Consider the following 24,097-nt stretch of genomic DNA (forward strand, 5'->3'; position numbering starts at 1 on the left):
CCCGATGCGGTACATAGGGGGTTCTGAGTAGAGAAATGCTAGTTGAAAATGTGTAAACCTATTTCAGGACTAGACATCAGATTGATGTCTCTTAAAGAGAAGCGTCTACAACAGCCCGCGAAGAGCCGTCATGGAGTCCACCACCGCTACAGGTTCGTGACGACTGAGAGCATCACTACTATCTACACCCCAAGTAACGCCAATGCGCGGCATGGCAATTGCCTCGGCCATCGCCATATCGTGAACAGAGTCGCCGATCATTACGGCCTGCCGGGGTGACAGCCCCAGCTCGTCCAGGATCAGCTCAAGCATCAGCGGATCAGGCTTGGAGCGAGCCTCATCGGCCCCACGACTGGTCACAAATAACGGGTGCAGCCCGGTCTCATCCAATACCCGATCCAGCCCACGGCGCGATTTCCCGGTAGCGACAGCAAGTTGCAGTCCCCGTGACTGCCAGTCATGTAGCAACTCCCCTGCCCCGGCAAACAGCGGGCTGGGGGTAGCGTCGTGCAGATAGTGATGACGATAGCGATTGATGAGTGCGGCAATCTGGCGCTCATCTCTGGTAGCGCCACTGTCACTGCATAAGGGGAACAGACGGGACATGGCGACATCGAGGCTCAACCCGATGATCTGCCGGATCTGGGCTGGAGCAGGAACCGCTAGCTCACAATCTCTGGCGGCCCCCTGCACACAGGCCACAATCCGGCCCACCGAATCCATCAGGGTACCATCCCAATCGAAAATGGCGAGCCGGATATCCTGCATCAGCGTGGCAAGCCGTTGAGGAAGTTGTCGAGCTCAGGTGCCAACGGCGCTTCGACCTGCATCTCGCGACCATCGGCCGGATGGGTGAAGCTGAGCTTCCAGGCATGCAAAAAGAGCCGTTTTAGCCCTTGGCTGCGCATTTTCTCGTCAAACGCCGCTTCACCGTACTTATCGTCACAGGCGATCGGGTGACCGGCATGCAGGGTGTGCACGCGGATCTGGTGGGTACGGCCAGTAATGGGGCTGCACTCGACCAGGGTCGCTTCGGCAAATTGACGCACGATACGGAACCTAGTTTCGGAGGGCTTGCCATCGGCACTGACCCGCACCACCCGTTCACCGGATTGCAGATCATTCTTGCGCAGCGGTGCGTTGACCACTTTTACATGGGCCTGCCACTTGCCGCGCACCAGCGCCAGATACTGCTTGCGCATGGTCTTGACGCGCAACTGGTCATGCAGGCTACGCAGGGCGCTGCGCTTTTTGGCGACCAGCAGCACGCCGGAGGTGTCGCGGTCAAGGCGGTGCACCAGCTCGAGGAAACGGGCTTCTGGACGCAGGGCTCGCAGCCCCTCAATAACGCCAAAGCTCAGGCCGCTGCCACCGTGTACGGCCATGCCGGAGGGCTTGTTCAGCACGATCATGGCATCGTCTTCGAACAGGATCTGGCTCTCCAGACGCTGGATAACCCCGAGGTTTGCCGAAGGCAGCTCATTCTTCTCGGCAACTCGCACGGGAGGAACCCGCACCTCGTCACCTGCGCAGAGTTTGTACTCCGGTTTGATGCGCTTTTTGTTTACCCGCACTTCGCCTTTGCGAAGGATGCGATAGATCAGGCTCTTGGGGACGCCCTTTAGCTGAGTCTTGAGAAAATTGTCGATGCGCTGCCCGTCATGCTCAGCTTCGATGGTGAGCAGCTGCACTTGTTGTTGTATCTGTGTCATGGCGCGGATTTTAACACTGCCAGCGCCCCTTGGCTGCATGGTTTGTTGAAAAATGGCGCCTTGCTATAAAAGAGGTTTAAATGGGATAATAAACAAGGTTTTGTCATTGTGTTCAAGCCTTGTACTAAGTGGCCAAAAAGTATGCCACCCAATCCCGAAACACCGTGTATACAAGAACATGACGGTTCCCGGGGGCGAGGTACAACGCATGGAGAACACAAACATCACCGTTTATTTGTCTCCATTTCGGCATCCTTATTCATTCCTTCACGAGAAGTGATGACCAGAACGCCCTTAGTTTGCGCCTCATGCATACCCCAACCGGGAGGTTGCCCCAGTATGCTGAAGACCCGAGGCCGGCGCTGGCAGGACCCAGATGGAGGAAATCAAAATGACACAATAATGAGAACTCAATGAAAAGAATGCTTATCAACGCAACTCAAGAAGAGGAGTTGCGCGTAGCGCTGGTTGACGGACAACAGCTCTACGATTTGGATATTGAAAGTCCGGGACACGAGCAGAAGAAAGCGAACATTTACAAGGGTAAGATCACCCGCGTAGAACCCAGCCTTGAAGCTGCTTTTGTTGACTACGGCGCCGAGCGCCACGGTTTCCTGCCATTGAAGGAGATCGCCCGCAATTACTTCCCCTCCGGTTACTCCTATCAGGGTCGTCCCAACATCAAAGAAGTGGTCCGCGAAGGTCAGGAAGTTATCGTCCAGATCGACAAGGAAGAGCGTGGCACCAAGGGTGCAGCCCTCACCACCTTTATCAGCCTGGCAGGTAGCTACCTGGTACTGATGCCCAACAACCCCCGTGCTGGTGGTATCTCCCGCCGCATCGAGGGTGATGAGCGGACTGAACTGAAAGAAGCCCTGAGTGGATTGACCGTGCCGGAAGGCATGGGCCTGATCGTGCGCACCGCTGGTGTGGGCAAGTCTCCGGAAGAGCTGGAGTGGGATCTGAACGTTCTGCTCAACCACTGGGACTCCATCCACAAAGCCTCCCAGGAGCGCGCTGCGCCGGTACTGATCCACCAGGAAAGTAACGTCATCGTGCGTGCCATCCGTGACTATTTGCGTCGCGATGTGGGCGAGATACTGATCGACAATCCGGTGATTTTCGAACGCGCCAAGGCCCATATCGAGCTGGTACGTCCCGATTTTCTCAACCGTGTGAAGCTGTACAAGGGTGAAGTCGCCTTGTTCAACCACTTCCAGATTGAGAGCCAGATAGAATCAGCCTTCCAGCGTGAAGTGCGCCTCCCCTCCGGCGGCAGCATCGTTATCGATCCGACCGAAGCCCTGACTTCCATCGATATCAACTCCTCCCGCGCCACCAAGGGCGGCGATATCGAAGAGACGGCGCTGCAAACCAACCTGGAAGCGGCCGACGAAATTGCCCGTCAATTGCGTCTGCGCGACTTGGGTGGCCTGATCGTAATCGACTTCATCGACATGACCCCGGTTCGCCATCAGCGCGAAGTGGAAAACCGTCTGCGTGAAGCAGTTCATCAGGATCGTGCCCGCATCCAGCTGGGTCGGATCTCCCGTTTCGGTCTGCTGGAGATGTCTCGCCAGCGTCTGCGCCCCTCCCTCAACGAGTCCAGCAGCCATATCTGCCCCCGTTGCCAGGGCCAAGGCGTGATCCGTGACAACGAATCCCTTGCCCTGTCCATCCTGCGTCTCATCGAAGAAGAGGCCATGAAGGACAACACCGAGCAGGTTCACGGCCAAGTGCCGGTGGATGTTGCCGCCTATCTGCTCAACGAGAAGCGTGCCGCAATCGCCAGTCTGGAACAGCGCAATGATGTGCGTGTTTACATCATTCCGAACCAGCATCTGGAAACCCCGCACTACGAAGTGACTCGCATTCGTCAGAACGAGATCCCGGAAGCGGCCAGCTATGAGCTGAAAACCGAGATTGCCAAGCCGGTCTACCAACCGAAGCAAGCTCAGGTGATCGAGCGTGAGCAACCGCTGCTGCAAGGCTTTGCCCAACCGGCACAACCGGCCCCTGTTGCACCGCAACAGCCAGCAGCTCCCGTTGCTGTGGTCCCTGCAGAAGCCGGCTTCTTCAGCAAGCTGATCAAAGGCATTACCGGCCTGTTCAGCAGCGATGCCGCCCCTGCCGACGTGAAAGCGCCCGCCGAGAAACCAGCAGCTCGTGAAGCACGCAAGGATGAAGGTCAACGTCACCAGCGCGAAGAAGGCCGTGGCCGTGGTCAGCGTCCTCGTCGTGATGACAATCGTGGCAACCGCAACAATGCGGAAGCTGGCGAGAAGCGTGAAGGTGGTGAAAACCGCAATCGCCGTCCGCGCAAAGAGCGCGAGCCTCGTCAGGAGCGTGAAGCTCGTGGCGAAGTGCGCAGCGAACAGCGCATGGAACGTGAACCCCGTCAGGAACGCGAGCCTCGCGAACCGCGCCAGGAACGTGCACCACGTCCGGCCCGTGAACCTCGTGCTCCCCGTGAGCCGCGCGCCGAAGTCGTTGTTGAAGCGGTAGACACCGTTGATGCAACTGCCGTCCAGCCACGTCAGGAAAAAGAGCAGAAAGTGGCCGAGCGCCGCGAACGTCGCCAACTGCGCAAGCAGATCCGCGTCGATGTCGCCGCTGCTGACACCCCTGCCCTGCCGGTTGACGAAGTACCTGCGCAAGCTGACGTGATCGATGCCACCGTGGGTAACGAGCAGGAAGAGCAGAGTGAAGGCCAGCGCCGTTCACGCCGCACTCCGCGCAGCCAGCGTATCGAAGGACAGCGCCGCAAGCGCATCAACGAAGATGCCCGCAGCCAGCGTGATGAAGAACAGCAAGATACTACCACTCTGACCACCGCAGCCCAGGCAGATATTGCCAAAGCGCAGGTTGAAGAGCCGGTAGTGCCCGTTGTTACCATCCCGAGCGCTGAAGCCGTCGCAGCTGCCCTGCAAGCCTCTGCCGCACTGACCGAGCATGTGGTTGTCGAAGCTGTTGCAGAAGAAGCTGCCGAACAGGCTGCTGCCCAGGTTGAAGCAACTCAAGCCGATGTGAGCGCTAGCCCGGTTGTTGCAGCTGTTGCAGAAGTCGTGGTTGCAGCAGAGCCGGAAGTTGTCGTTGTCGCCGCTCCGGCTGTCGACATGGCTGCCACTGAAATCGTTGAAACTGCTCCGGTTGTTGAAGAAGCTCCTGCTGTCAACACTCCTGTCGTGGAAGCTGTACCGGCTGCAGCCGAAATGCCAGCTGATGTTGTCGAAGCCCCGGCACCTGTCGCTGCCGTTGCGGTGGAAGAGACTCTGGTCGTGACCAAACAGGTAGCTCACGGTGCTGGCCTGTTGGCTCGTGCCCGCAAAGCATCCGCGCCGATGGCAACCCCTGCCGAAGCTCCTGCCCTGCCTGCTCGTGAGCCGGTTAACTACCCGCCGCTGGTACGCAACGAAGTGAGCACATCAGGTCGTCATGGTGGCAGCACTGCCGCCGTCGACGTGGCCACCTGCCCAGCGGGTCGCCCCTGATATCCACCGGTAACGACTAAATTGAGAGCCACACCATTGTGTGGCTCTTTTTTTATCTCCATGACATCGGTTGATAACGCCTCATCAATAAGGAGTTTGGATTAGGAACCTAATGAAAATATCCCATTAAATGCACTCTGCTCAGTTAGGTAATGCCTCAGATATCCTCCTCTACACCATATTTGGCTTGAGATAGTGATTAACCAGATATGTTTCTCGCCACCAGCCAGGTTAAACCATGCCTCAGAGCTTTATAGCCAACCATATCGGGTAACGATGGTGAAAGTTAGCCTTCGACTCTTGTGGATGCGGGCGAATAGACAAATAAGATACATAGAAGTAACAGCACCACAGATTGGCTCATGACCCGCCCCTCTGCTTGCACTGGCGGACCTGGCGACTGCAAGCGAGGTCAGTATCGCCAAGAATTGGCTCTCTTTTGCCAAGCCCTATCAAGATTTTCTCGTTATCTTCGAATACTTTAAAAATTAAATTCAACAATAAGTTTGTTGGCATATAAAGGCCGAAGGCGATTCAGCGGATACGCAATACAAACAAGGATTGATCTGTATTATCCCGCGGCAAAAACTGATAGATCTACCCATCTTCATGATTTACTTGCTACTGACTCGGCTGCGATATGGATTTTGCCGATAACAGGTATGTGGAGATCACCGCTGTCGTCATACCAAATAAAGATCCTTGTTTCACACAATCTGGTGAGTGTGAGATGTGTGAAAATATTTCAAAAACAAGCCCTGACTATCGCATTCATGATGCGCTCTCATACCATTCAGTGGCCCTTGCCCTGTCCAGCCAGGTATCAAATCGATAATTTACAACCTGATATAGAAGCACAAAAAAAGGGCCCATAGGCCCTTTATCGAAAATGGTATTGGCATTTAGCCAAACAGATGATTGCTGACGATAAAGAGACCGCCAGAGAGCAACATTGTCAGCGGTAGAGTCAGCACCCAAGCCATCAGGATGGTCTTGATAGTCTGGCTCTGCAGGCCGGATTTGTTGGCAATCATGGTACCCGCCACCGCAGAAGAAAGAATATGGGTGGTAGACACAGGCATACCGGTCAGACTGGCGACACCGATGGAGGTTGCAGCCGTGATCTGGGCCGCAATGCCCTGGCTGTAGGTCATGCCTGTGGTGCCGATCTTCTCGCCCACGGTATGAACGATACGACGCCAGCCCACCATGGTGCCACAACCCAGCGCCAGCGCGATGGAGACAATCACCCAGGTCGGTGCGTATTCAGCGGTCGCGGTCAGATCCTTGCGCCATTTGGCCAGATCGGTCAGCTCCTTGGCTGGCAGTGGCAGCTTGGCTGCCTTGCGGGCGGTGTCATCGATACAGAGCAGCAGACGACGCACTTCACGGCGGTCGGTCAGGCTCATCTGATCATAAGTACGCACGGCCCCCAGACGGGCATCCAGGGTGGCCATCGCCTGCAGCACGCCATCGGCGGAACAGTGGGTCATCAGCTCTTCCTGAGCCGTTACCGGTGCAGAGAAGTTGATGACACCTGAGAGGGCTGACTGGTTTCGCTGGTAGATCTCCATGATGCGCTGGTTGGCATCCTGGGTCCGATCCAGATCATAGGAGCGGCTGTTCATGTCCAGCGCGAAATAGGCGGGCGCCATGCAGATCAGCACCAGCATCACAAGACCGATACCCTTCTGGCCATCGTTGGAGCCGTGCACGAAGCTGACGCCCATGGCCGAGGCCACCAGGGTAAGACGCGCCCAAAACGGCGGGTGCTTCTTGCCATCCACCAGCTGACGCTCTTCCGGTGTTTTGTGGATCTTGTTGCTGGTCCAGATGCGTTTCATTGCCAGCAGCAGCAGTGCCGCGATGATGAAACCTATGGTGGGAGAGATGATGAGGGAAAGCATGATGTCGATCGCTTTGCCCACGTTGATCCCTTCTGTCACCGGTTTATGGGTGATCCAGGCATAGGCGCCGCCTACCCCCAGAATGGAACCGATCAAGGTATGTGAACTGGAGGCCGGGATCCCGAAGAACCAGGTGCCCAGGTTCCACACGATGGCGGAAAACAGCAAGGAGAAGACCATGATCAACCCTTGGGTGGAGTCCATCCCAAGCAGCAGGTCGATGGGCAGCAGATGGACAATGGCATAGGCCACACCCAGACCGCCGAACATGACGCCAAAAAAGTTGAAGATCCCCGATGCAACGACCGCCAGGTGAGCGGGCATCGCCTTGGTATAGATAACCGTTGCTACCGCGTTGGCGGTATCGTGAAAGCCGTTGATGAATTCATAGGCAAGCACAAAAAAAACGGCCAATACTAAACCGATTGACCACCACAAACCCAAACCACTAAACATTTCAAACATAAAAAAAAGCCTGTTTATGAGTTGCGGCGGATTATGCCAGATGGCGGCCAACACCATAGCCACCATTGAAATATTTCAGCCATAAAAAAAAAGAGCTTTTTGGAAAAAAATATCCTAGAGCCAGTCCTCATGCGGCTTGCCATCGATTAATTAAAGCCATCAATGATTGCAGGAAATGGCAAAATTAGCTGACAATTAAACCAATAATTTCATTTTTATGACGCTTTTATGACAGAAAAACGGGAAAAAGTGGTGATAAAACAACCCGCCCCTCCCATCTCATCCGACCATTACCATTAACCCCATATCCATTTGATTCCAGATGCAAAAAGGGAGCACCTTGTGCTCCCTTGAATCGTTGCAGTGCCGTCTGTCATCAGTCCTGATTGATGCGGCTGGCAACGGCGCCCTGCTGGCTTTTGTACTTGGCATTTTCCCGCTTGTTGTAGGGGCGGGCCGCAACACCGGAGAGCATCTCGAAGTTCAAGGCGCCAATCTTCATCTTCGGGCGCAGCGCCAGCGGCAGTTTGCCACCATTGTAGAACTCCAGCACGATACGACCGGACCAACCCGGATCGATCCGGTGCGCCGTCACGTGCACCATCAGACCCAGGCGCGCCAATGAAGAGCGGCCATCCAGCCAACCGACGATATCGGCAGGCAGGGTGACGGATTCGTAGGTCACTGCCAGCGCCAGCTGACCCGGGTGCAGATAGAAAGCTTCGCCATCGGGGATGTGGATCTCGTCACTCATCACCCGATCGATGGCATCGGCCATCTCGCTGCTCGGGCCACTCAGGTCGATATAGGGCGCGGTATGATCGCGAAACACCCGAAACTCGTTACCCAGCAGCACATCGACACTGACACCACTGATCCGCTCTACCCCGGGCCGTGGCTCAATGACGATCTTGCCTTCATCCAGATGGCGTTCAATATCGGTATCACACAGACGCATTGGGCGACTCTCCTGACAAATTGTGCTTTTAAAAAAGCCGGGCATCACCCGGCTTGTTTCATCTTAACCAATCAACATGTGGCGAATACGCGCCTTGAGCATGTCGATGGCGATGCGGTTCTTGCCACCACGGGGCACGATCACATCGGCATACTGTTTGGACGGCTCGATAAACTGCAGGAACATCGGACGCACCGTCTTCTGATACTGCTTGAGCACGGAGTCCATGGTACGGCCACGCTCCTGCACGTCACGCACCAGACGGCGCAGCAAGCAGATGTCGAGCGGGGTATCCATAAAGATGGAGGCGTCCATCAGATCCCGCAGACGACTGTCGGTCAGCAGCAGGATCCCTTCCAGAATGATCACCCGGCGCGGGGCAAACGGGGTCACTTCGCTCATCCGGGTGTGTTCGGTGTAGGAGTACTGGGGAATGGCAACCGCGTCACCTTTGACCAGCTGGCTAAGGTGCTGTACCAGCAGGTCGTGATCCAGCGCGTTGGGGTGGTCATAGTTGGTCTTGACCCGCTCTTCCATGGTCAGGTGGGTCTGATCACGGTAGTAGCAATCTTCGGTGATCACACCAATCTGACCTGCGCCCAGTTCGGCCACCAGCTCTTCATAAATGGTCTGGGCTATAAGACTTTTGCCAGACGCAGATGCGCCCGCAATACCGATGATCACACACGAATGTTGAGTATCAGACATGACAAATACCTAAAAGAGAAGAGCAGTGGGGATGGTTTAAACCGATCCATTATATAAAAAAGGGTGGGTCATGCCCACCCTCAATTCCCTTTCAAGTGACCGACCGCCGATTATTCATCCAGCGCCATGGCATAGAGAGGGGTCGCAATCGGTTTTGCGCTGAAAAAGAGTTCAGCCCCTACCCTGCGCGCCAGCTTCAAATAAGCCTGAGCCAAGCTTCCTTCCGGTGCACCGAACACCGTCGGACAGCCATCATCCATGTGTTGGCGGATATCAATGTGCAGCGGTAATTGACCAAGCAGTGCCACTTGATACTGCTCTGCCATCTTCTGGCCGCCACCGGTACCGAACAGCGGCTCATGATGACCACAGGCGCTGCAGACGTGGTAGCTCATGTTCTCGATGATGCCAAGCACCGGCACATTGACCTTGTTGAACATAGCGATCCCCTTGCGGGCATCGGCCAACGCCACATCTTGCGGGGTGGTAACAATGACCGCGGCCGAGGTGGGCACCTGCTGTGCCATGGTGAGCTGGATATCGCCGGTACCCGGCGGCATGTCCACCACCAGATAATCCACCTCGCCCCAGCGGGTCTCATGGAGGATCTGCGCCAACGCCTTGCTCGCCATGGGGCCGCGCCAGATGGTGGCATCCTGCTCGGAGACCAGATAGCCGATGCTGTTGCTCTTGAGGCCACAGGCCATCACCGGCTCCATCAGCTTGCCATCATGGCTGACGGGACGCTCCTTGAGGGTGCCCATCATGGTGGGAATGGAGGGGCCATAGATATCGGCATCGAGAATAGCGACCCGCGCGCCCTCTTTTTGCAGCGCAAGCGCCAGGTTGACCGCGGTGGTGGATTTGCCCACCCCCCCCTTGCCGGAGGCGACCACGATGATGTTGCGAATGCCCTGCACGGCATTGAGGCCCTGCGCCCTCGGCATGCTGGCGACGTCAATCTCCAATGCCCAGTCGATACGGGCAGCGCCGGTGGCACTACGCAGCCTGGCATCGTAGTTCTCTTTGAGCTGATCGAGCAGCGAGAGACCGGCAAACGGCAAGACCAGCCGGATAGTAAGCCCCTGACCCTGATTGATGATCTCGCGAACGAATCCGGCATCCACCAGATCCTTGTGCCAGCCTGCTGGCTTAAATTCGGCGAGGATCTGTTTTACTGAATCAATCACCATTAACTCCTCATTATCTTGTCATTATCTTGAGGTGAACGGTTACCGCACACAAATCAGTGGCTTGCCTGCCATCATAACGGCAGGTGCTGCCAAGGTTGGCATAGCCACAACCCTAGGCAGGCTACCCCCAATTCGGGTAACATGCACGGCACTCTATCATCCCAACAAGCACATCAAGAACGTAATATGGCAACTGATCCTCGTAAAATGCTGGTAACCTGCGCCCTCCCCTATGCCAATGGCTCCATCCATCTTGGCCACATGCTGGAACATATCCAGGCCGATATCTGGGTTCGTTATCAGCGAATGCGCGGCCATCAGGTGCACTTCATCTGTGCCGATGATGCCCACGGCACCCCGATCATGCTCAAGGCACAGCAGATGGGGATCACCCCGGAAGAGATGATTGCCGCGGTCTCCAAGGAGCACCAGGCCGATTTCGCCGGGTTCAACATCAGCTTTGACAACTATCACTCTACCCACAGCGACGAGAACCGTGAGCTGGCGGAGCTGATCTATGGCCGCCTGAAAAATGGTGGTTTTATCAAGAGCCGCACCATCTCCCAGCTGTTCGATCCGGAAAAATCCATGTTCCTGCCGGATCGTTTCGTCAAGGGGACCTGCCCCAAGTGCAAATCTCCGGAGCAGTATGGCGACAACTGCGACAGCTGCGGCGCCACCTACAGCCCAACCGAGCTGATCGATCCGAAATCTGCCGTCTCCGGCGCGACTCCGGTAATGAAGGACTCCGAGCACTTCTTCTTCGACCTGCCACAGTTTGAAAAATGGCTCTCTGAGTGGGTGCGCGGCTCCGGCGCCATTCAGGAAGAGATGGCCAACAAGATGCAGGAGTGGTTCGAGAGCGGCCTGCAGCAGTGGGACATCACCCGCGACGCCCCCTACTTCGGTTTCGAAATTCCCGGCGCCCCGGGCAAGTACTTCTACGTCTGGCTGGATGCCCCCATCGGTTACATGGCTTCCTTCAAGAACCTGTGCAACAAGCGTGGCGACATCGACTTTGACAGCTACTGGAAAGCGGACTCCGACGCCGAGCTCTACCACTTCATCGGTAAAGATATCGCCTACTTCCACTGCCTGTTCTGGCCGTCCATGCTGGAAGGTGCCAACTTCCGCAAGCCGACCAAGGTCAACGTACACGGCTATGTGACCGTCAACGGCGCCAAGATGTCCAAGTCCAAGGGCACCTTTATCAAGGCATCCACCTACCTGAACCACCTGGATCCGGAGTGCCTGCGTTACTACTACGCCGCCAAGCTCAACAGCCGCATCGACGATCTGGACCTGAACCTCGAAGATTTCGTGCAGCGGGTCAACGCTGACGTGGTCAACAAGCTGGTTAACCTCGCCTCCCGCAACGCCGGCTTTATCGCCAAGCGTTTTGGCGGCAAGCTGGCGGCGACCTGCGCCGAACCCGAGCTCTACGCCGAATTCGCCAATGCCCGCACCGCCATTGCCGAGGCTTATGAGAGCCGCGAGTTCAGCCGTGCCATCCGCGAAATCATGGCGCTGGCCGACAAGGCCAACCGCTATGTGGATGACAAGGCTCCTTGGGTCATCGCCAAGCAGGAAGGGGCTGACGCCGAGCTGCAAGCTGTTTGCTCCGTCGGTATCAACCTGTTCCGCGTACTGATGGCCTACCTCAAGCCCGTCATGCCGCTGCTGGCCGAGCGTGCCGAAGCCTTCCTGGCCGAAACCCTCAGCTGGGATGGCATCGAGATGCCGCTGGTCGATCACACCGTGGCACCGTTCAAGGCCCTCTTCTCACGCATCGAGCCGGCGAAGATTGAAGCCATGATCGAGGCCTCCAAGGAAGACCTGGCCAAAGAGCAGGCACCGAAAGTGACCGGCCCGCTGGCTGATGACCCTATCAGCGAAACCATCACCTATGACGATTTTGCCAAGATTGACCTGCGCGTCGCGCTGATCAAGAAGGCCGAAGCGGTACCGGAAGCCGAGAAGCTGCTCAAGCTGCAACTGGATATCGGCGGCGAAACCCGTCAGGTGTTTGCCGGTATCAAGTCCGCTTACAACCCGGAAGATCTGGAAGGCAAGCTGACCGTGATGGTGGCCAACCTGGCGCCGCGCAAGATGCGTTTCGGCATGTCCGAAGGCATGGTGCTGGCTGCAGGCCCGGGCGGCAAGGATCTCTGGATCCTGGAGCCGCAGGAAGGCGCCCAGCCGGGCATGCGCGTCAAGTAAGCGTATCGCTGACTGCGACCACAGCCAGATAGAGAAGAGAGGCCAAACGGCCTCTCTTTTTTTGTCTCACATATTTGGCTTGGATAGTTTCTGTAGATGCTGGTCGCGGATGACTTCCGCAGATTGCGGTCTCGGGGCTATCCACAACCGGGATTCGCGGTCGATACATTTTGTTCTGAATACCTGACCAGCCGACTTGGCATGTCATTCATGTTGTGGCCTGCCTGCATCGCCAGTTTGAGCGCCACCAGCTCCGCCTGCTGGCAGTCCAATTGACGCAAACGGGCAGTGATCTTTTGCTTCAACTGCTGCCGCAGTTTCGTCTGCTTGCGGGTGTTCCCCTGCTCTGCTCGCAACCTCCGCCGCCATTGACGCCAATCCTGCAACTGGCCGAGTCGTTCCTGCCAGTGAGTCAGGGTGCTCAACCAGCCGGGATCTCCACTCCCCAGATCCAGCAACAGTTCCACGCCATAACGGGCCTGCTTGATCTCGAGGCGCAGCCGATGCCAGCGGCGCAACTGTTGCTGACGGGAGCTGGCAGATTTTCCAACGCAGGGAATAGGTTCATCGAGAGCGCCCTGCGCCTCATCAAGGCGCAGGGCCAGATGCTGCTGATAGAGCGATGCCAATGCCCGCGCATCCGGCACCTGCGCCACCGCTGCAAGCCAGCGGGCCAGTCGCCTCGACAACAGGGGCACGCGACAGGCCGATTTGTGGGTATTGCCCGTGCTGGCAGGCGGCTTGCCAAAACGCTCGGCGTAGACCTGAGCATCCCGCAGCGCCGAAAGCCGCCCGACCGAGCGCAGCAGACGCCGCTCCAGCTCGGGATGATAGGCGAGTGGTCGCCACAGGGCGAGCAGTGCCAGCAAGCGGCGCGCCGCGATACGGTAGCCATGCACGGCCGGTTCGCTGGCCTCTTCGCGCACCGCTCGCGCCGCCTCCTGATAACGGGCGACCCAGCTTGTTGCCTGAGTCAGCAACAGACTTTCCTTGTCAGCGTCCATCTCGTCCCCGCCCCTTTAGTTGGTATGAAATCCCTGACCGGTGGGCGGTAGCGCCTCTTCATATTCCATCCGGGTCACCCGAGCGGTGCGCGGGCCATGTTCCAGCCAGCCCAGCATCATCTGTACCCCCTGCGTCGGCCCGCTGATGAGGATCTCCACCGACCCATCCTCCAGGTTGTAGGCATGGCCGCGCAGCCCCAGCTGCAAGGCTCGCTCACGGGTGAAGTAGCGAAATCCGACCCCTTGCACCTGCCCCCACACCCGAATGACAAACGATTGCTCTCCCATTTCTCACACCTTCTGCTTAAGAAAAAAATTCCCGAGACGATAATGTGCCCGACACTCTATCTCTGCAGGATGCAGCTCCATTATGAAAGAAGTTAAATTCCGGTGGGTTGACCGCTATCTCATTCACCTCACCATCAGTGAAAAATTCCACATCGCCTTCTGGCTTCCCCTGCTGATCATCGCCTTTCTCAGCTGGTATCTGCTGGCAAACAGCCACGAGCAGGAGATAAAACTCAAGGTTGAGCAGTTGCAGCAGCGGGTCGAGACCACGGCACAACTGGTCAACCAGCAGCCAACGCTCACTCTGCCAGCCGATCTGCGCATTCAGCCACAAGGGGTGAGCGGACTCGAACAACAGGGCGATCGCTACCGCTTCACCGCACCAGCGGGTCAGGCTGGCTATGTGACCGGCGAGCTCGACACCAGTACCTCCTCAATGTGGGATGATCAGGGCACCACGCTCACCATGATTGGGGCGCTGGCTGCCCTGATGGCACTGGTGATCCACTACATGATGACCTTTGTCTCCGGCGCCCTGTACTCCACCAACAAGGCGCTGCAAACCGTGGCCGACGGCGATCTCACCTTCCGCCTCAACTTCTTCCCGGTACGGGACGAGTTCTCTACCCTGGCGGGCAGCATCGACCGCTTTACTGACCGCCAGCACCAGATCGTCAAGCTGGTCGAAGAGTCTGCCGAGGCGCTGACCATGGCCGCCGACGAGTTTCGTGACCATGCCCGCGAAGGCGAGACCATGGCGCGTTCCCAGCGCCAGCACATGGATTCACTGGCCACCGCCATGGAGCAGATGTCGGCGGCAATCCGCGAAGTGGCGCGCAATGCCAACGACACCCTGCAGCAGACCCGTCAGTCGAGCGAAGAGGCGGCCAATGGCGCCAACCGGGTAGCACGCACCATAGAGGCGATCCGTACCCTAGCCGACGAGATTGGCAACGCCTCCGGCGCGGTCGAACGGCTCACCCACAACGCCAACCGGATCAACGAAGTAGTTAACGTCATCAACGCCATCTCCCAGCAGACCAACCTGTTGGCGCTCAACGCCGCCATCGAAGCGGCCCGGGCCGGTGAGCAGGGTCGCGGCTTTGCGGTGGTAGCGGACGAGGTGCGCACCCTCGCCAGCCGCACCCAGCAGGCGACGGTGGAGATCCAGCAGATGATCGAAGAGCTGCAAACCGGTACCGGGGCGCTGAACGAGATCATGGAAAAAACCGTGGGCCGCGCGGCTAGTAGCCAGCAGCTCATCAGCGAGGTGGGGCTCGATATCGAAAAACTGAGCAACCACAGCGATGCGGTGCTGGAGATGAGCACCCAGATCGCCACTTCCAGCGAGGAGCAAAGCTCGGTGGCCGCCGAGATCACCCACAATCTCGATCAGGTACGCCATGAAGCGGCGCAGGTGGAAGAGTCTGCCAGCGCCTCGGTAGCCGGTACTCAGGGACTGAAAGCCACCGCCACCGAGCTGACCCAGGCACTCAAGGGGATCACTCTCTGACGCTTGCCACAATAAGTCCGGTAAAAAGCGGCAATGTGAGAAGAGGCCACCCGCTGGGTGGCCTCTTCTCTTTATTGATGGTGCTAATGGATGGCGACCAATTACTATGCTGGCTGGCAGCACCGCTCAGGATTGCAGCAAACTCAGGGCCGCATTGGGGCGACTGTTTGCCTGACTCAAAATCGAAGAGCTCGCCTGCTGCAAGATTTGAGTGCTGACCAAACGCGCCGATTCTACCGCCATGTCGGCATCCCGGATCCTTGAGCGGGCAGCGCTGAGGTTCTCATTGGCATTAGCCAGATTGCGTACCCTTGAATCCAGCGCGTTGGCTTGGGCCCCGAGCCGAGAACGCTGAATACCCAGCTGTTTCATACCCACATCCAGGGTTTTGATGGCCCTGCTGGCGTTGTCGTCACTCAGGACATCAATGTTATCAACGGTGTATTTCTTCTTGTCCTCTTGATAAAAACCAAGCGCATTCAAACTCGATCCCTGCATGTCAATATTGGAATACTTGTCGCCTGATGAACGAAGCTCCATCTGACCGATATATGTCGTCGGTGTGACGTCGGGCAACAGAGAGGTTAGAGAGGAATTGCTGATCACCGGAGGCGCCGGTGGTGCGGGTTGCGCAGGAGGGGTTGTGCCATTGGCCAGTGCAAGGCTGTTTCCCTGAGAGCTATGTATGGTCAGTTCATTGTTGGCGGGATTGCTGTTGTTGGAGGCACTCACATAAAAACCCAGTCCTGCCGATTGCGCAGTATTGTTGATACGCCGAACCACCTCCCTCATCAGATCGCCGTTTTCGGGCGTAGGATTGACCGGATCCCATCCGGTCATATCAATGCCCGTGGTCAAATCCACAGAGTGGCCCGCCACATCGATATAGGAGGGTAATGCGGATAAATCGACTGCGGAGGCGACTGAAAATGGCAGTTGTTGCGCTTTTACCGGCCCCTGATTATTGGGGAAAGTAGTCCCGTTGATATCTGCCACGAACGCTTCCAGGGTGGAATAGTCCTTGTCAAAGGTCACGCCATTGAGGGTGACCGGCTGAGATGACAGCTTGAGATCTGCAATCTCATATGCCCCCGGTTTGCTACCTGCCGGACTGCGCGCTTGCCACTCCATCTCCCCCAGATTTTTGGTCTGGGCATTGAGATCGGTAATGACGGTATTCTGCCCTGCATAGGCACCAACCGAGAAGATGCCTTTGTAACTCCCCGCCAGCAGATCCTGCCCGGCAAACCGGGTGCCTGTGGCAATCCGGTCCATCTCCAACTGCAATTGCTTGAATTCGGCATTAAGAGCAACACGATCCTCTGCCGTATTGGCACCGCTTCCCGACTGCAGCGCCAAGGTGCGCATCCGCTGCATCAGGTTCATCGACTCATCAAGCGCACCATCGGCGACGTTGATCACCGAGATCCCATCGTTGGCGTTGCGAATAGCGGTGTTGACCCCGTTCACTTCACTGGTGAGGCGATTACTGATCTGCAAGCCGGCTGCATCATCGGTGGCACTGTTGATGCGCAAGCCGGATGAGAGTCGTCGATATACCGAATCCAGCGTGTTGGATGATTGACCAAGATGGCGAGAAGCATTAACGGCAGAAATATTGGTAGCGATGGAGAGGGACATGGACAGCTCGATACAGGAAAGATTCAAAATGGTCTTCCCCACTATCGACATCATCAAATGACTCTTTAGCGAAAATCACTATAAAGTAAGGTTAAAACGCTTTAATGACTACATTTTGCGCACATGACAACCAGTATTGAACACAAAACAAGCATAACCAGCTGTGGCATATAAGATAAGCAGCGTGAAACGCCAACATTGAGATTCTGCAAATCCTGCATATGCAACACTCGGTCGTTGTCCAGACGTACAATTCGTCACTCCGCCATATACCAGCAAAGGCTGGCTTAGCCGCCCTATTACACATAGAATGTGGCCCCTTTTCTTTCTACCATCGGCAAACATCCATGAGCGCTTCCATCTATCTCGTCAAAGGCCGCGAAAAATCCCTGCTGCGTCGCCACCCCTGGATCTTCTCCAAGGGGATTGAGCGGGTTCAGGGTAACCCCATTGACGGCGATACCGTCGAGATCTATGCCAACGATGGCAAGTGGCTCGCCCGTGGCGCCTGGTCAGGCAGCTCCCAGATCCGTGCCCGGGTCTGGACCTTCGACAAGGATGAGACCGTCGATCTCGACTTCTTTATCCGTCGTCTCAAATACGCGCAGGAGTCTCGCGATCCGCTGATCAAGCGTCAGGGCCTCACCGGCTATCGCCTCTGCGCCGCCGAATCCGACGGCCTGCCAGGTCTGACCATCGACCGTTATGCCGATTTTCTGGTGTGCCAAATTCTCTCTGCCGGTGCCGAGTTCCAGCGCGAGCTGATAAAGCAGGCACTGCGTACCCTCTACCCCGAGTGCAGCATCTATGAGCGCTCCGACGTGGCGGTACGCAAGAAGGAAGGGCTGAAAGAGCGCACCGGCGTCATCTATGGCGAGACCCCGAACGAGCCGGTGGTCATCGAAGAGAACGGTGGCGTCAAGATCCTGGTGGATATTCGCAACGGCCACAAAACCGGCTTCTATCTGGATCAACGGGACAACCGTCAGGCTGCAGCCAAGTACACCGAAGGCAAGCGGGTGCTCAACTGCTTCTGCTACACCGGTGGATTTGGCGTCTATGCCCTCAAGGGCGGCGCCAAGGAAGTGGTCAACGTCGATCTCTCCCAGAATGCGCTGGATATCGCCCGCCAGAACGCCGAGCTGAACGGGCTGGATACCAGCAATACCCAGTTTGTCCGTCACGACGTCTTCAAGCTGCTGCGTGAATACCGCGAAAAGGGCGAGAAGTTCGACGTCATCGTGCTGGATCCGCCCAAGTTTGCCGAGAGCAAGGCGCAGCTGCTGGGTGCCTGCCGTGGCTACAAGGACATCAACATGCTGGCGTTCCAGCTGCTGGCACCGGGTGGCGTGCTCTTGACCTACTCCTGCTCCGGCCTGATGGAGCAGAGCCTGTTCCAGAAGATCGTTGCCGATGCGGCGCTCGATGCCGGTCGCGATGCCCAGATCCTGGAGCTGCTCTCCCAGGCGTCTGATCACCCCATCGGTACCGCCTATCCGGAAGGCTTCTACCTCAAGGGTCTGGTGGTACGCGCCCGCTGATCGGCAACCACCCTCCCCTTGTGATCAATCAGGCCCCTTGCGGGCCTGATTGTTTTACATCGCGTCCTATAGGCCTAAGCCTGACGCTCGCCCCGTTGACCACCCTCTCTGCTTTATGGGTGTTCTCTCTCCTCCTCTTTCCCTGCCTGCGTCCCACGTCTTTATCTGTTTAAATTTCTTTGCACAATAACTGCACATTTATGATTTAAATCACACCCGTATGGCTCTCTTTTCCGTAGTGTGATCCCGCCTGCAGCAGCCAAGCCGGGGCAACCGTCCCATCAGGAGTGATGGACGGTACAACAACAAAAACCGATGTCAGGCCAAGCTGAACATCACAAAGGATCCCGTTATGAATCAATCATTGCCGCTGTTAACGCCGCTGCGGGGCATCGCTGCCCTGATGGTGGTGCTGTTCCATGCCCGCTTGCTGCTCTTTCCCCAGTGGATGGAGTCGATCGCAGGCCACACCCAGCTCATCGAGAATGGCTACCTCTGGGTCGACCTGTTCTTTATTTTGAGCGGCGTGGTGCTGGCCCATGTCTATGGCGAGGCCTTCACCCGCACGCCCCGCACCGTGAGCTATGGCCGTTTTCTCTGGCTGCGGCTGACCCGTGTCTACCCTCTCTATCTGGTGACCCTGCTGCTGCTGGTCGGCTGGGAGCTTTACAAGGCGCAGCACGGGGTGGGCTTCTACGCCGGCCCCTTGTTCAAGATGTGGGGGTGGGAAGGGATGCCGCCTTTCGGTTCGCCCTTCACGCCAGCCGAAGCGCTGCCGAGCGCCTTTCTGCTGCTGCAGGTGGTAACCGATCACGGGTTGACCTGGAACTTCGCCGCCTGGTCGCTCAGCGTAGAGTGGATCAGCTACCTGCTATTCCCGCTGCTGATTCCGCTCGCGGTCACCCGCAGTCGCTGGAGCCATCTCGCCCCCCTGCTGGCGCTGACGGTGCTGGCCTTTATCGTGCACAGTCGCGGCACCCTGGATGTCACCAGCGGCGCGCTGGCGGTGGGACGCGGGGTAAGTGAATTTGTGCTCGGCCTCTGGCTGCTGCCGAGGGTCAAGGCCGCAAAAGGCTTGCCCATGATGAAGCATGATCTGCCGCTGCTGGTCGCCTTTGTGCTGCCCTTCACGCTGATGCAGTTCACCATGACGCCACCACTGACCCTGCTGCTGATCGGCTCCTACGTGCTGCTGATCTGGATTGCCGCCTGCCAGGGCAATCGCCAAAGCTCGCTGCTGCGCCTCCTGGATAACCCCTTCACCAACTGGCTGGGGGATCTCTCCTACTCCATCTACCTGCTCCATGCGCTGGTGCTGCTCACCGGCTGCGAGCTCATCCACTATCTGGCGCCGGGGATCACCGAGTGGTGGTATGGCCAAACCAACCCGCTGCTGGGGGTAGTGGCAACCTTGCTGATGCTGGCGGTGCTGATCGGGCTCTCTTTTTTAAGTTACAACCTGCTGGAGCGGCCACTGCAACGTCGCCTGCGCCGGCTCGGCAAGGCTCGCCAGCCGGTGCTGGAGCAAGCCGGATAAGCTAATCTCACCCTGTCTGGATGAGTTGACGGGCTTATGCCAACTCATCCAGTACCAGTTCATCCAGACTGCTCATTACCCAGGCGCTCGGGTGCTGGCTAAATCCGAGCTTGGGGTAGTACGCCACCGCCTGCGGCGCGGCCAGCAGGATCAGCTTGCAGCCGGGCTGCAATTGTAAAAACGTCTCGCGAATAAGGGCTTTGCCAATCCCCTGCCCCTGCACTGACTCAGCTACCGCCAGATCCGAGAGGTAGCAACAAAAATGAAAATCGGTCACCGAGCGAGCCACCCCGACCAGGGTCTCGCCCTGCCAAGCGGTGATCAGCAAATTGGCGTTATCCAGCATGCCCTGCAGGGTGTCCGGATGGTCCAGCGGCCGTCTCGCCCCCAGCGAGGTCTGCGCCAACAACGCCGCAAACTGCGCCGTGGTGATGGGGTGGTTAACCAAAAATGTGGTGGACACTAAGCTCTCCTGTTGTAGATCGGCGGTTGCGTGCTTTTGGTCTCTTTGGCGTTCTTTTTGCTGCATCTGTACTGCAATCAATCAGCCAGCGCCGGATCCAGACCGATGACAGGCAAGTGCGGGCAATTCCCTGCTGTTTATGTGAATTCCTGTTCGAACCCCAAGGGGCAAATGTGGCATAATGCCCCGTCCTGTGGCCCTTGGCGGGGCTGCGCTGGCGTACCTTGTCGCCCATTTCTTCCCCGTCCGGCCTGGCGGTCTTTCATAACTGCCAGTCATCGCTGCCCCTGTTGGCACCGAGGCCACCCATATTTGCGGCTTCTTGTCTTCCTCACTACAAGGCCGCCCATTGACCAAGACGGCTCCACAGAGCCTCTGCTCTGTTTGCAAATAAAAGGGGTAAGTATGTCTTCCATTCGTCTGACCCAATACAGCCACGGCGCTGGCTGCGGCTGCAAAATCTCTCCCAAGGTACTCGACACCATCCTCAAGAGCCAGATCCCGGGCTTCAACGACCCGACCCTGATCGTTGGCAACAGCAGCAAAGATGACGCGGCCGTGGTCGATATCGGCAACGGTCAGGGCATTGTCTCCACCACCGACTTCTTCATGCCCATCGTCGATGACCCCTTCACCTTTGGCCGCATCGCCGCCACTAACGCCATCAGCGATATCTATGCCATGGGCGGCAAGCCCATCGTCGCCATCGCCATCCTCGGCTGGCCCATCAATACCCTGCCCGCCGAAGTGGCCCAGCAGGTGATCGACGGCGGCCGTCAGGTGTGCCATGAAGCGGGGATTTCGCTGGCCGGTGGCCACAGTATCGATGCCCCCGAGCCCATCTTCGGCCTCGCGGTGACCGGTATCGTGCCCCTTGACGCCATCAAGCAGAACGATACCGCCAAGGTGGGTGACACCCTCTATCTGACCAAGCCCCTTGGTATCGGTATCCTCACCACCGCCCAGAAGAAGGGCAAGCTCAAACCTGAACACGAGCAGCTGGCCCCCAACGCCATGTGCACCCTCAACAAGATTGGCCAGCGCTTTGCCGAGCTGCCGGGTGTGCACGCCATGACCGACGTCACCGGTTTTGGTCTGGCTGGCCATCTGCTGGAGATGTGTGAAGGATCCAATGTCAGTGCCCGCCTCGACTTCAAGGCGCTGCCGCTGCTGGATGAGGTGGATTACTACCTGAGTGAGGGCTGCGTTCCGGGCGGTACCCTGCGCAACCACGACTCCTACGGCCACAAGCTGGATGCCATGGACGATCGCACCCGCAACATCATGTGCGACCCGCAAACCAGCGGCGGCCTGCTGGTCGCCGTGGGTAAAGAGAGCGAAGCCGAGCTGCTCGCCATCGCGCAAGAAGCTGGCCTAGAACTCTCGCCCATCGGTCAGATCAAGCCCCTTGAGGGCTCCCGCTTTATCGAGATTGTCCAATGAGTGAATTGCCACTGGCCACGGACTACGCCCAGATTTTTTTAGGCGATGTGCCGTTGATTGATGTGCGCGCCCCCATCGAGTTCAAGGAGGGGGCCTTCCCCTGCTCGACCAACCTGCCCTTGATGACAGACGATGAGCGCGCCCAGGTGGGGACCTGCTTCAAGAAGCAGGGTCAGGCCGCCGCCATTGAGCTTGGACACAAGCTGGTGGGGGGAGCAGTGCGTGCCGAACGACTCGAAGGCTGGCTGGCGCAGTTGCGCCAGCAGCCCGATGCCCTGCTCTACTGCTTTCGCGGCGGCCTACGCTCGCAAACCGTACAACAGTGGCTGGCTGATGCCGGGGTGACTCGCCCCCGCGTCGCCGGTGGCTACAAGGAGCTGCGCCGCTTCCTGATCGACACCCAGGACAAGGCCTCTGCAGAGTGCCGCTGGACTGTGCTGACCGGCATGACCGGCTCCGGCAAGACCCATATGCTGGACCATGTGGCCCAGGCGCTCGATCTGGAAGGACACGCCCATCACAGGGGCTCGTCGTTTGGTCAGCTGCCCGGCGGCCAGCCCAGCAACATCAACTTTGAAAACAACATGGCCATCGAACTGCTCAAGCGCCGCCATCAGGGCGAGCATGCCTTCGTGGTCGAAGATGAGAGTCGCCTGATCGGCCGCTGCTGCCTGCCCCTCTCCCTCCATGAGGCCATGAGTCAGGCACCGCTGGTGGTGGTAGATGTTCCGCAAATCGATCGGGCCGAGCAGATCCGCGAAGATTACGTGCACGATCTCTGGCTGCGCTATCAAGCCATGTATGGCCAGGAAGCCGGTTGGCCACTGTTTGCCGCCTACCTCACCGATGCGCTGGCCCGCCTCAAGCGCCGTCTTGGCGATCTGGCCCACCGCGAGCTGGATGCCCTGATGCAGACCGCCCTCACCGAGCAGGAAAAGAGCGGTGATACCGCGCTGCATCTGGCCTGGATCACGTTGCTGCTGACCCGCTACTACGACCCCATGTATCTCTATCAGCTTGGCAACAAGCAGGAGCGCATCGTGTTTCGCGGTGATAAACAGGCCTGTCTCGACTATTTCGCCGAGCAGCATGCCAGCGCGCTGCGCGGCTGACCCATCCCAAGAGAGGAACTCTATGTTGAAATTCGAGGTGATCCCGGTCACCCAGTTCGCTCAGAACTGCTCCCTCATCTGGTGTGACGAAACCCATCAGGCCGCCCTGATCGATCCGGGCGGCGAAGCGGACAAACTGCTGGCGGCCATCGCCAAACGCGGCCTGACCCTGACCCACATCCTGCTGACCCACGGTCATCTGGATCACGTCGGTGCTGCCGCCGAGCTGCGTGAAAAAAACGGCGTCGCCATTACCGGTCCCCACAAGGAGGACGCCTTCTGGCTCGACATGCTGCCCCAGCAGAGCCAGATGTTCGGCTTCGCCCATACCTCCGCCTTCACGCCGGATCGCTGGCTTGAGCAGGGTGACAAGGTGCAGCTTGGCCAGTGCGAACTGGAGGTCTACTTCTGCCCCGGCCACACCCCGGGCCATATCGTGCTGCTGAGTCAGGCCGAAAAACTCGCCTGGGTTGGCGATGTGCTGTTTGCCGGCAGCATAGGCCGCACCGACTTCCCCCGTGGCGATCACGGCACGCTTATCAAGTCGATCACCGAGACCCTGCTGCCGCTGGGTGACGAGATCGTCTTTATCCCGGGCCACGGCCCCAGCTCCACCTTCGGCCGCGAGAAGGCAAGCAACCCCTACCTGACCCAGCCTATCTGGTGATCAAAAAAGGCAGCGGTGTTAGTCGCTGCTTTTTTTCTGAAGTCCTCATTGCTATAGGTACAAGCGAGTCTTTATAATTCACCATGATTTGGCTCGACCATCCAAACTTGGGAACAAAAATGTATCTTGCTTTAGCTATTGCCATATTGTTATTTATTTTTTTCCTGAAGAAATCACGAGCCAGATATAGAATCAGAGATTACAAACGCCCAACAATCATTCATGGGATAATAA

At 57.6% G+C, this 24,097-nt stretch carries 18 protein-coding genes; 8 read left to right on the forward strand and 10 right to left on the reverse strand.

Annotation, left to right across the window (positions count from 1 at the left end; all coding sequences use genetic code 11):
• Positions 1–105 precede the first annotated feature (105 nt).
• Entirely contained in the window at positions 106–768 is a 663-nt protein-coding gene (locus tag G5149_RS09505; RefSeq protein ID WP_421212336.1) for an HAD family hydrolase, read from the reverse strand.
• Positions 768–1,712, reverse strand: a complete 945-nt coding sequence (gene rluC / locus G5149_RS09510) for a 23S rRNA pseudouridine(955/2504/2580) synthase RluC (protein WP_421212337.1) — start codon at positions 1,710–1,712, stop codon at positions 768–770. The genes G5149_RS09505 and rluC overlap by 1 nt, the downstream gene beginning before the upstream one ends.
• 413 nt (positions 1,713–2,125) lie before the next feature.
• Here rluC and rne point away from each other — a divergent pair, with 413 nt between their 5' ends.
• Positions 2,126–5,203, forward strand: a complete 3,078-nt coding sequence (gene rne / locus G5149_RS09515) for a ribonuclease E (protein ID WP_421212338.1) — start codon at positions 2,126–2,128, stop codon at positions 5,201–5,203.
• Between the two features lie 902 nt (positions 5,204–6,105).
• Here rne and G5149_RS09520 read toward each other — a convergent pair.
• The 4 genes from G5149_RS09520 to apbC all read right to left on the reverse strand — a co-directional run bounded on the left by G5149_RS09520 (position 6,106) and on the right by apbC (position 10,434).
• A complete protein-coding gene (locus tag G5149_RS09520; protein ID WP_005345566.1) occupies positions 6,106–7,575 on the reverse strand; it encodes an inorganic phosphate transporter in 1,470 nt (489 codons plus the stop codon).
• 376 nt (positions 7,576–7,951) lie between these two features.
• Positions 7,952–8,533: a dCTP deaminase gene (gene dcd / locus G5149_RS09525; RefSeq protein ID WP_005336719.1), complete on the reverse strand. Its 582-nt coding sequence runs from the start codon at positions 8,531–8,533 to the stop codon at positions 7,952–7,954.
• 63 nt (positions 8,534–8,596) lie between these two features.
• Entirely contained in the window at positions 8,597–9,241 is a 645-nt protein-coding gene (gene udk, locus G5149_RS09530) for a uridine kinase (protein ID WP_005345570.1), read from the reverse strand.
• A 110-nt stretch (positions 9,242–9,351) separates the two neighbouring features.
• Entirely contained in the window at positions 9,352–10,434 is a 1,083-nt protein-coding gene (apbC, locus tag G5149_RS09535; protein WP_005345574.1) for an iron-sulfur cluster carrier protein ApbC, read from the reverse strand.
• A 186-nt stretch (positions 10,435–10,620) separates the two neighbouring features.
• On the opposite strand from apbC, the gene metG reads away from it, so the two are divergent.
• Entirely contained in the window at positions 10,621–12,654 is a 2,034-nt protein-coding gene (gene metG / locus G5149_RS09540) for a methionine--tRNA ligase (RefSeq protein WP_026034905.1), read from the forward strand.
• 137 nt (positions 12,655–12,791) lie between these two features.
• Here the strand turns inward: metG and G5149_RS09545 are convergent, their stop codons facing one another.
• Together G5149_RS09545 and G5149_RS09550 are read right to left on the reverse strand one after the other, a co-directional pair.
• Complete coding sequence (locus G5149_RS09545) at positions 12,792–13,658, reverse strand: CHAD domain-containing protein (protein ID WP_227342957.1); 867 nt, start codon at positions 13,656–13,658, stop codon at positions 12,792–12,794.
• A 15-nt stretch (positions 13,659–13,673) separates the two neighbouring features.
• Positions 13,674–13,946 carry an acylphosphatase gene (locus G5149_RS09550; protein ID WP_194496408.1) on the reverse strand — a complete coding sequence of 91 codons (273 nt, stop codon included), beginning with the start codon at positions 13,944–13,946 and terminating at the stop codon, positions 13,674–13,676.
• Between the two features lie 82 nt (positions 13,947–14,028).
• Here G5149_RS09550 and G5149_RS09555 point away from each other — a divergent pair, with 82 nt between their 5' ends.
• On the forward strand, positions 14,029–15,459 hold the full coding sequence (locus G5149_RS09555) for a methyl-accepting chemotaxis protein (protein ID WP_421212339.1): 1,431 nt from the start codon (positions 14,029–14,031) through the stop codon (positions 15,457–15,459).
• Between the two features lie 126 nt (positions 15,460–15,585).
• Here G5149_RS09555 and G5149_RS09560 read toward each other — a convergent pair whose 3' ends face one another.
• Entirely contained in the window at positions 15,586–17,154 is a 1,569-nt protein-coding gene (locus tag G5149_RS09560) for a flagellin (RefSeq protein WP_421212340.1), read from the reverse strand.
• Between the two features lie 293 nt (positions 17,155–17,447).
• On the opposite strand from G5149_RS09560, the gene G5149_RS09565 reads away from it, so the two are divergent.
• Together G5149_RS09565 and G5149_RS09570 are read left to right on the forward strand one after the other, a co-directional pair.
• Complete coding sequence (locus G5149_RS09565; RefSeq protein WP_201989465.1) at positions 17,448–18,641, forward strand: class I SAM-dependent methyltransferase; 1,194 nt, start codon at positions 17,448–17,450, stop codon at positions 18,639–18,641.
• A gap of 352 nt (positions 18,642–18,993) precedes the next feature.
• Positions 18,994–20,178, forward strand: a complete 1,185-nt coding sequence (locus G5149_RS09570; RefSeq protein ID WP_421212341.1) for an acyltransferase family protein — start codon at positions 18,994–18,996, stop codon at positions 20,176–20,178.
• Positions 20,179–20,212: 34 nt separating this feature from the next.
• On the opposite strand, the gene G5149_RS09575 is transcribed toward G5149_RS09570, so the two are convergent.
• Positions 20,213–20,641, reverse strand: a complete 429-nt coding sequence (locus G5149_RS09575) for a GNAT family N-acetyltransferase (protein WP_335865713.1) — start codon at positions 20,639–20,641, stop codon at positions 20,213–20,215.
• A 405-nt stretch (positions 20,642–21,046) separates the two neighbouring features.
• Between G5149_RS09575 and selD the strand changes: the two genes are divergently transcribed.
• Genes selD through G5149_RS09590 form a run of 3 tightly spaced genes read left to right on the forward strand, consistent with a single transcriptional unit; the run spans position 21,047 to position 23,863 of the window.
• Positions 21,047–22,084: a selenide, water dikinase SelD gene (gene selD / locus G5149_RS09580; RefSeq protein ID WP_139408216.1), complete on the forward strand. Its 1,038-nt coding sequence runs from the start codon at positions 21,047–21,049 to the stop codon at positions 22,082–22,084.
• Complete coding sequence (mnmH, locus tag G5149_RS09585; RefSeq protein WP_139408218.1) at positions 22,081–23,196, forward strand: tRNA 2-selenouridine(34) synthase MnmH; 1,116 nt, start codon at positions 22,081–22,083, stop codon at positions 23,194–23,196. Before selD ends, mnmH begins: the two co-directional genes overlap by 4 nt.
• Positions 23,197–23,218: 22 nt before the next feature.
• Positions 23,219–23,863, forward strand: a complete 645-nt coding sequence (locus tag G5149_RS09590; protein WP_421212342.1) for an MBL fold metallo-hydrolase — start codon at positions 23,219–23,221, stop codon at positions 23,861–23,863.
• Positions 23,864–24,097 lie beyond the last annotated feature (234 nt).

This window comes from Aeromonas sp. 600479 (assembly GCF_049175515.1).
In the GTDB taxonomy this organism is placed as follows: Bacteria; Pseudomonadota; Gammaproteobacteria; order Enterobacterales; family Aeromonadaceae; genus Aeromonas; species Aeromonas veronii_A.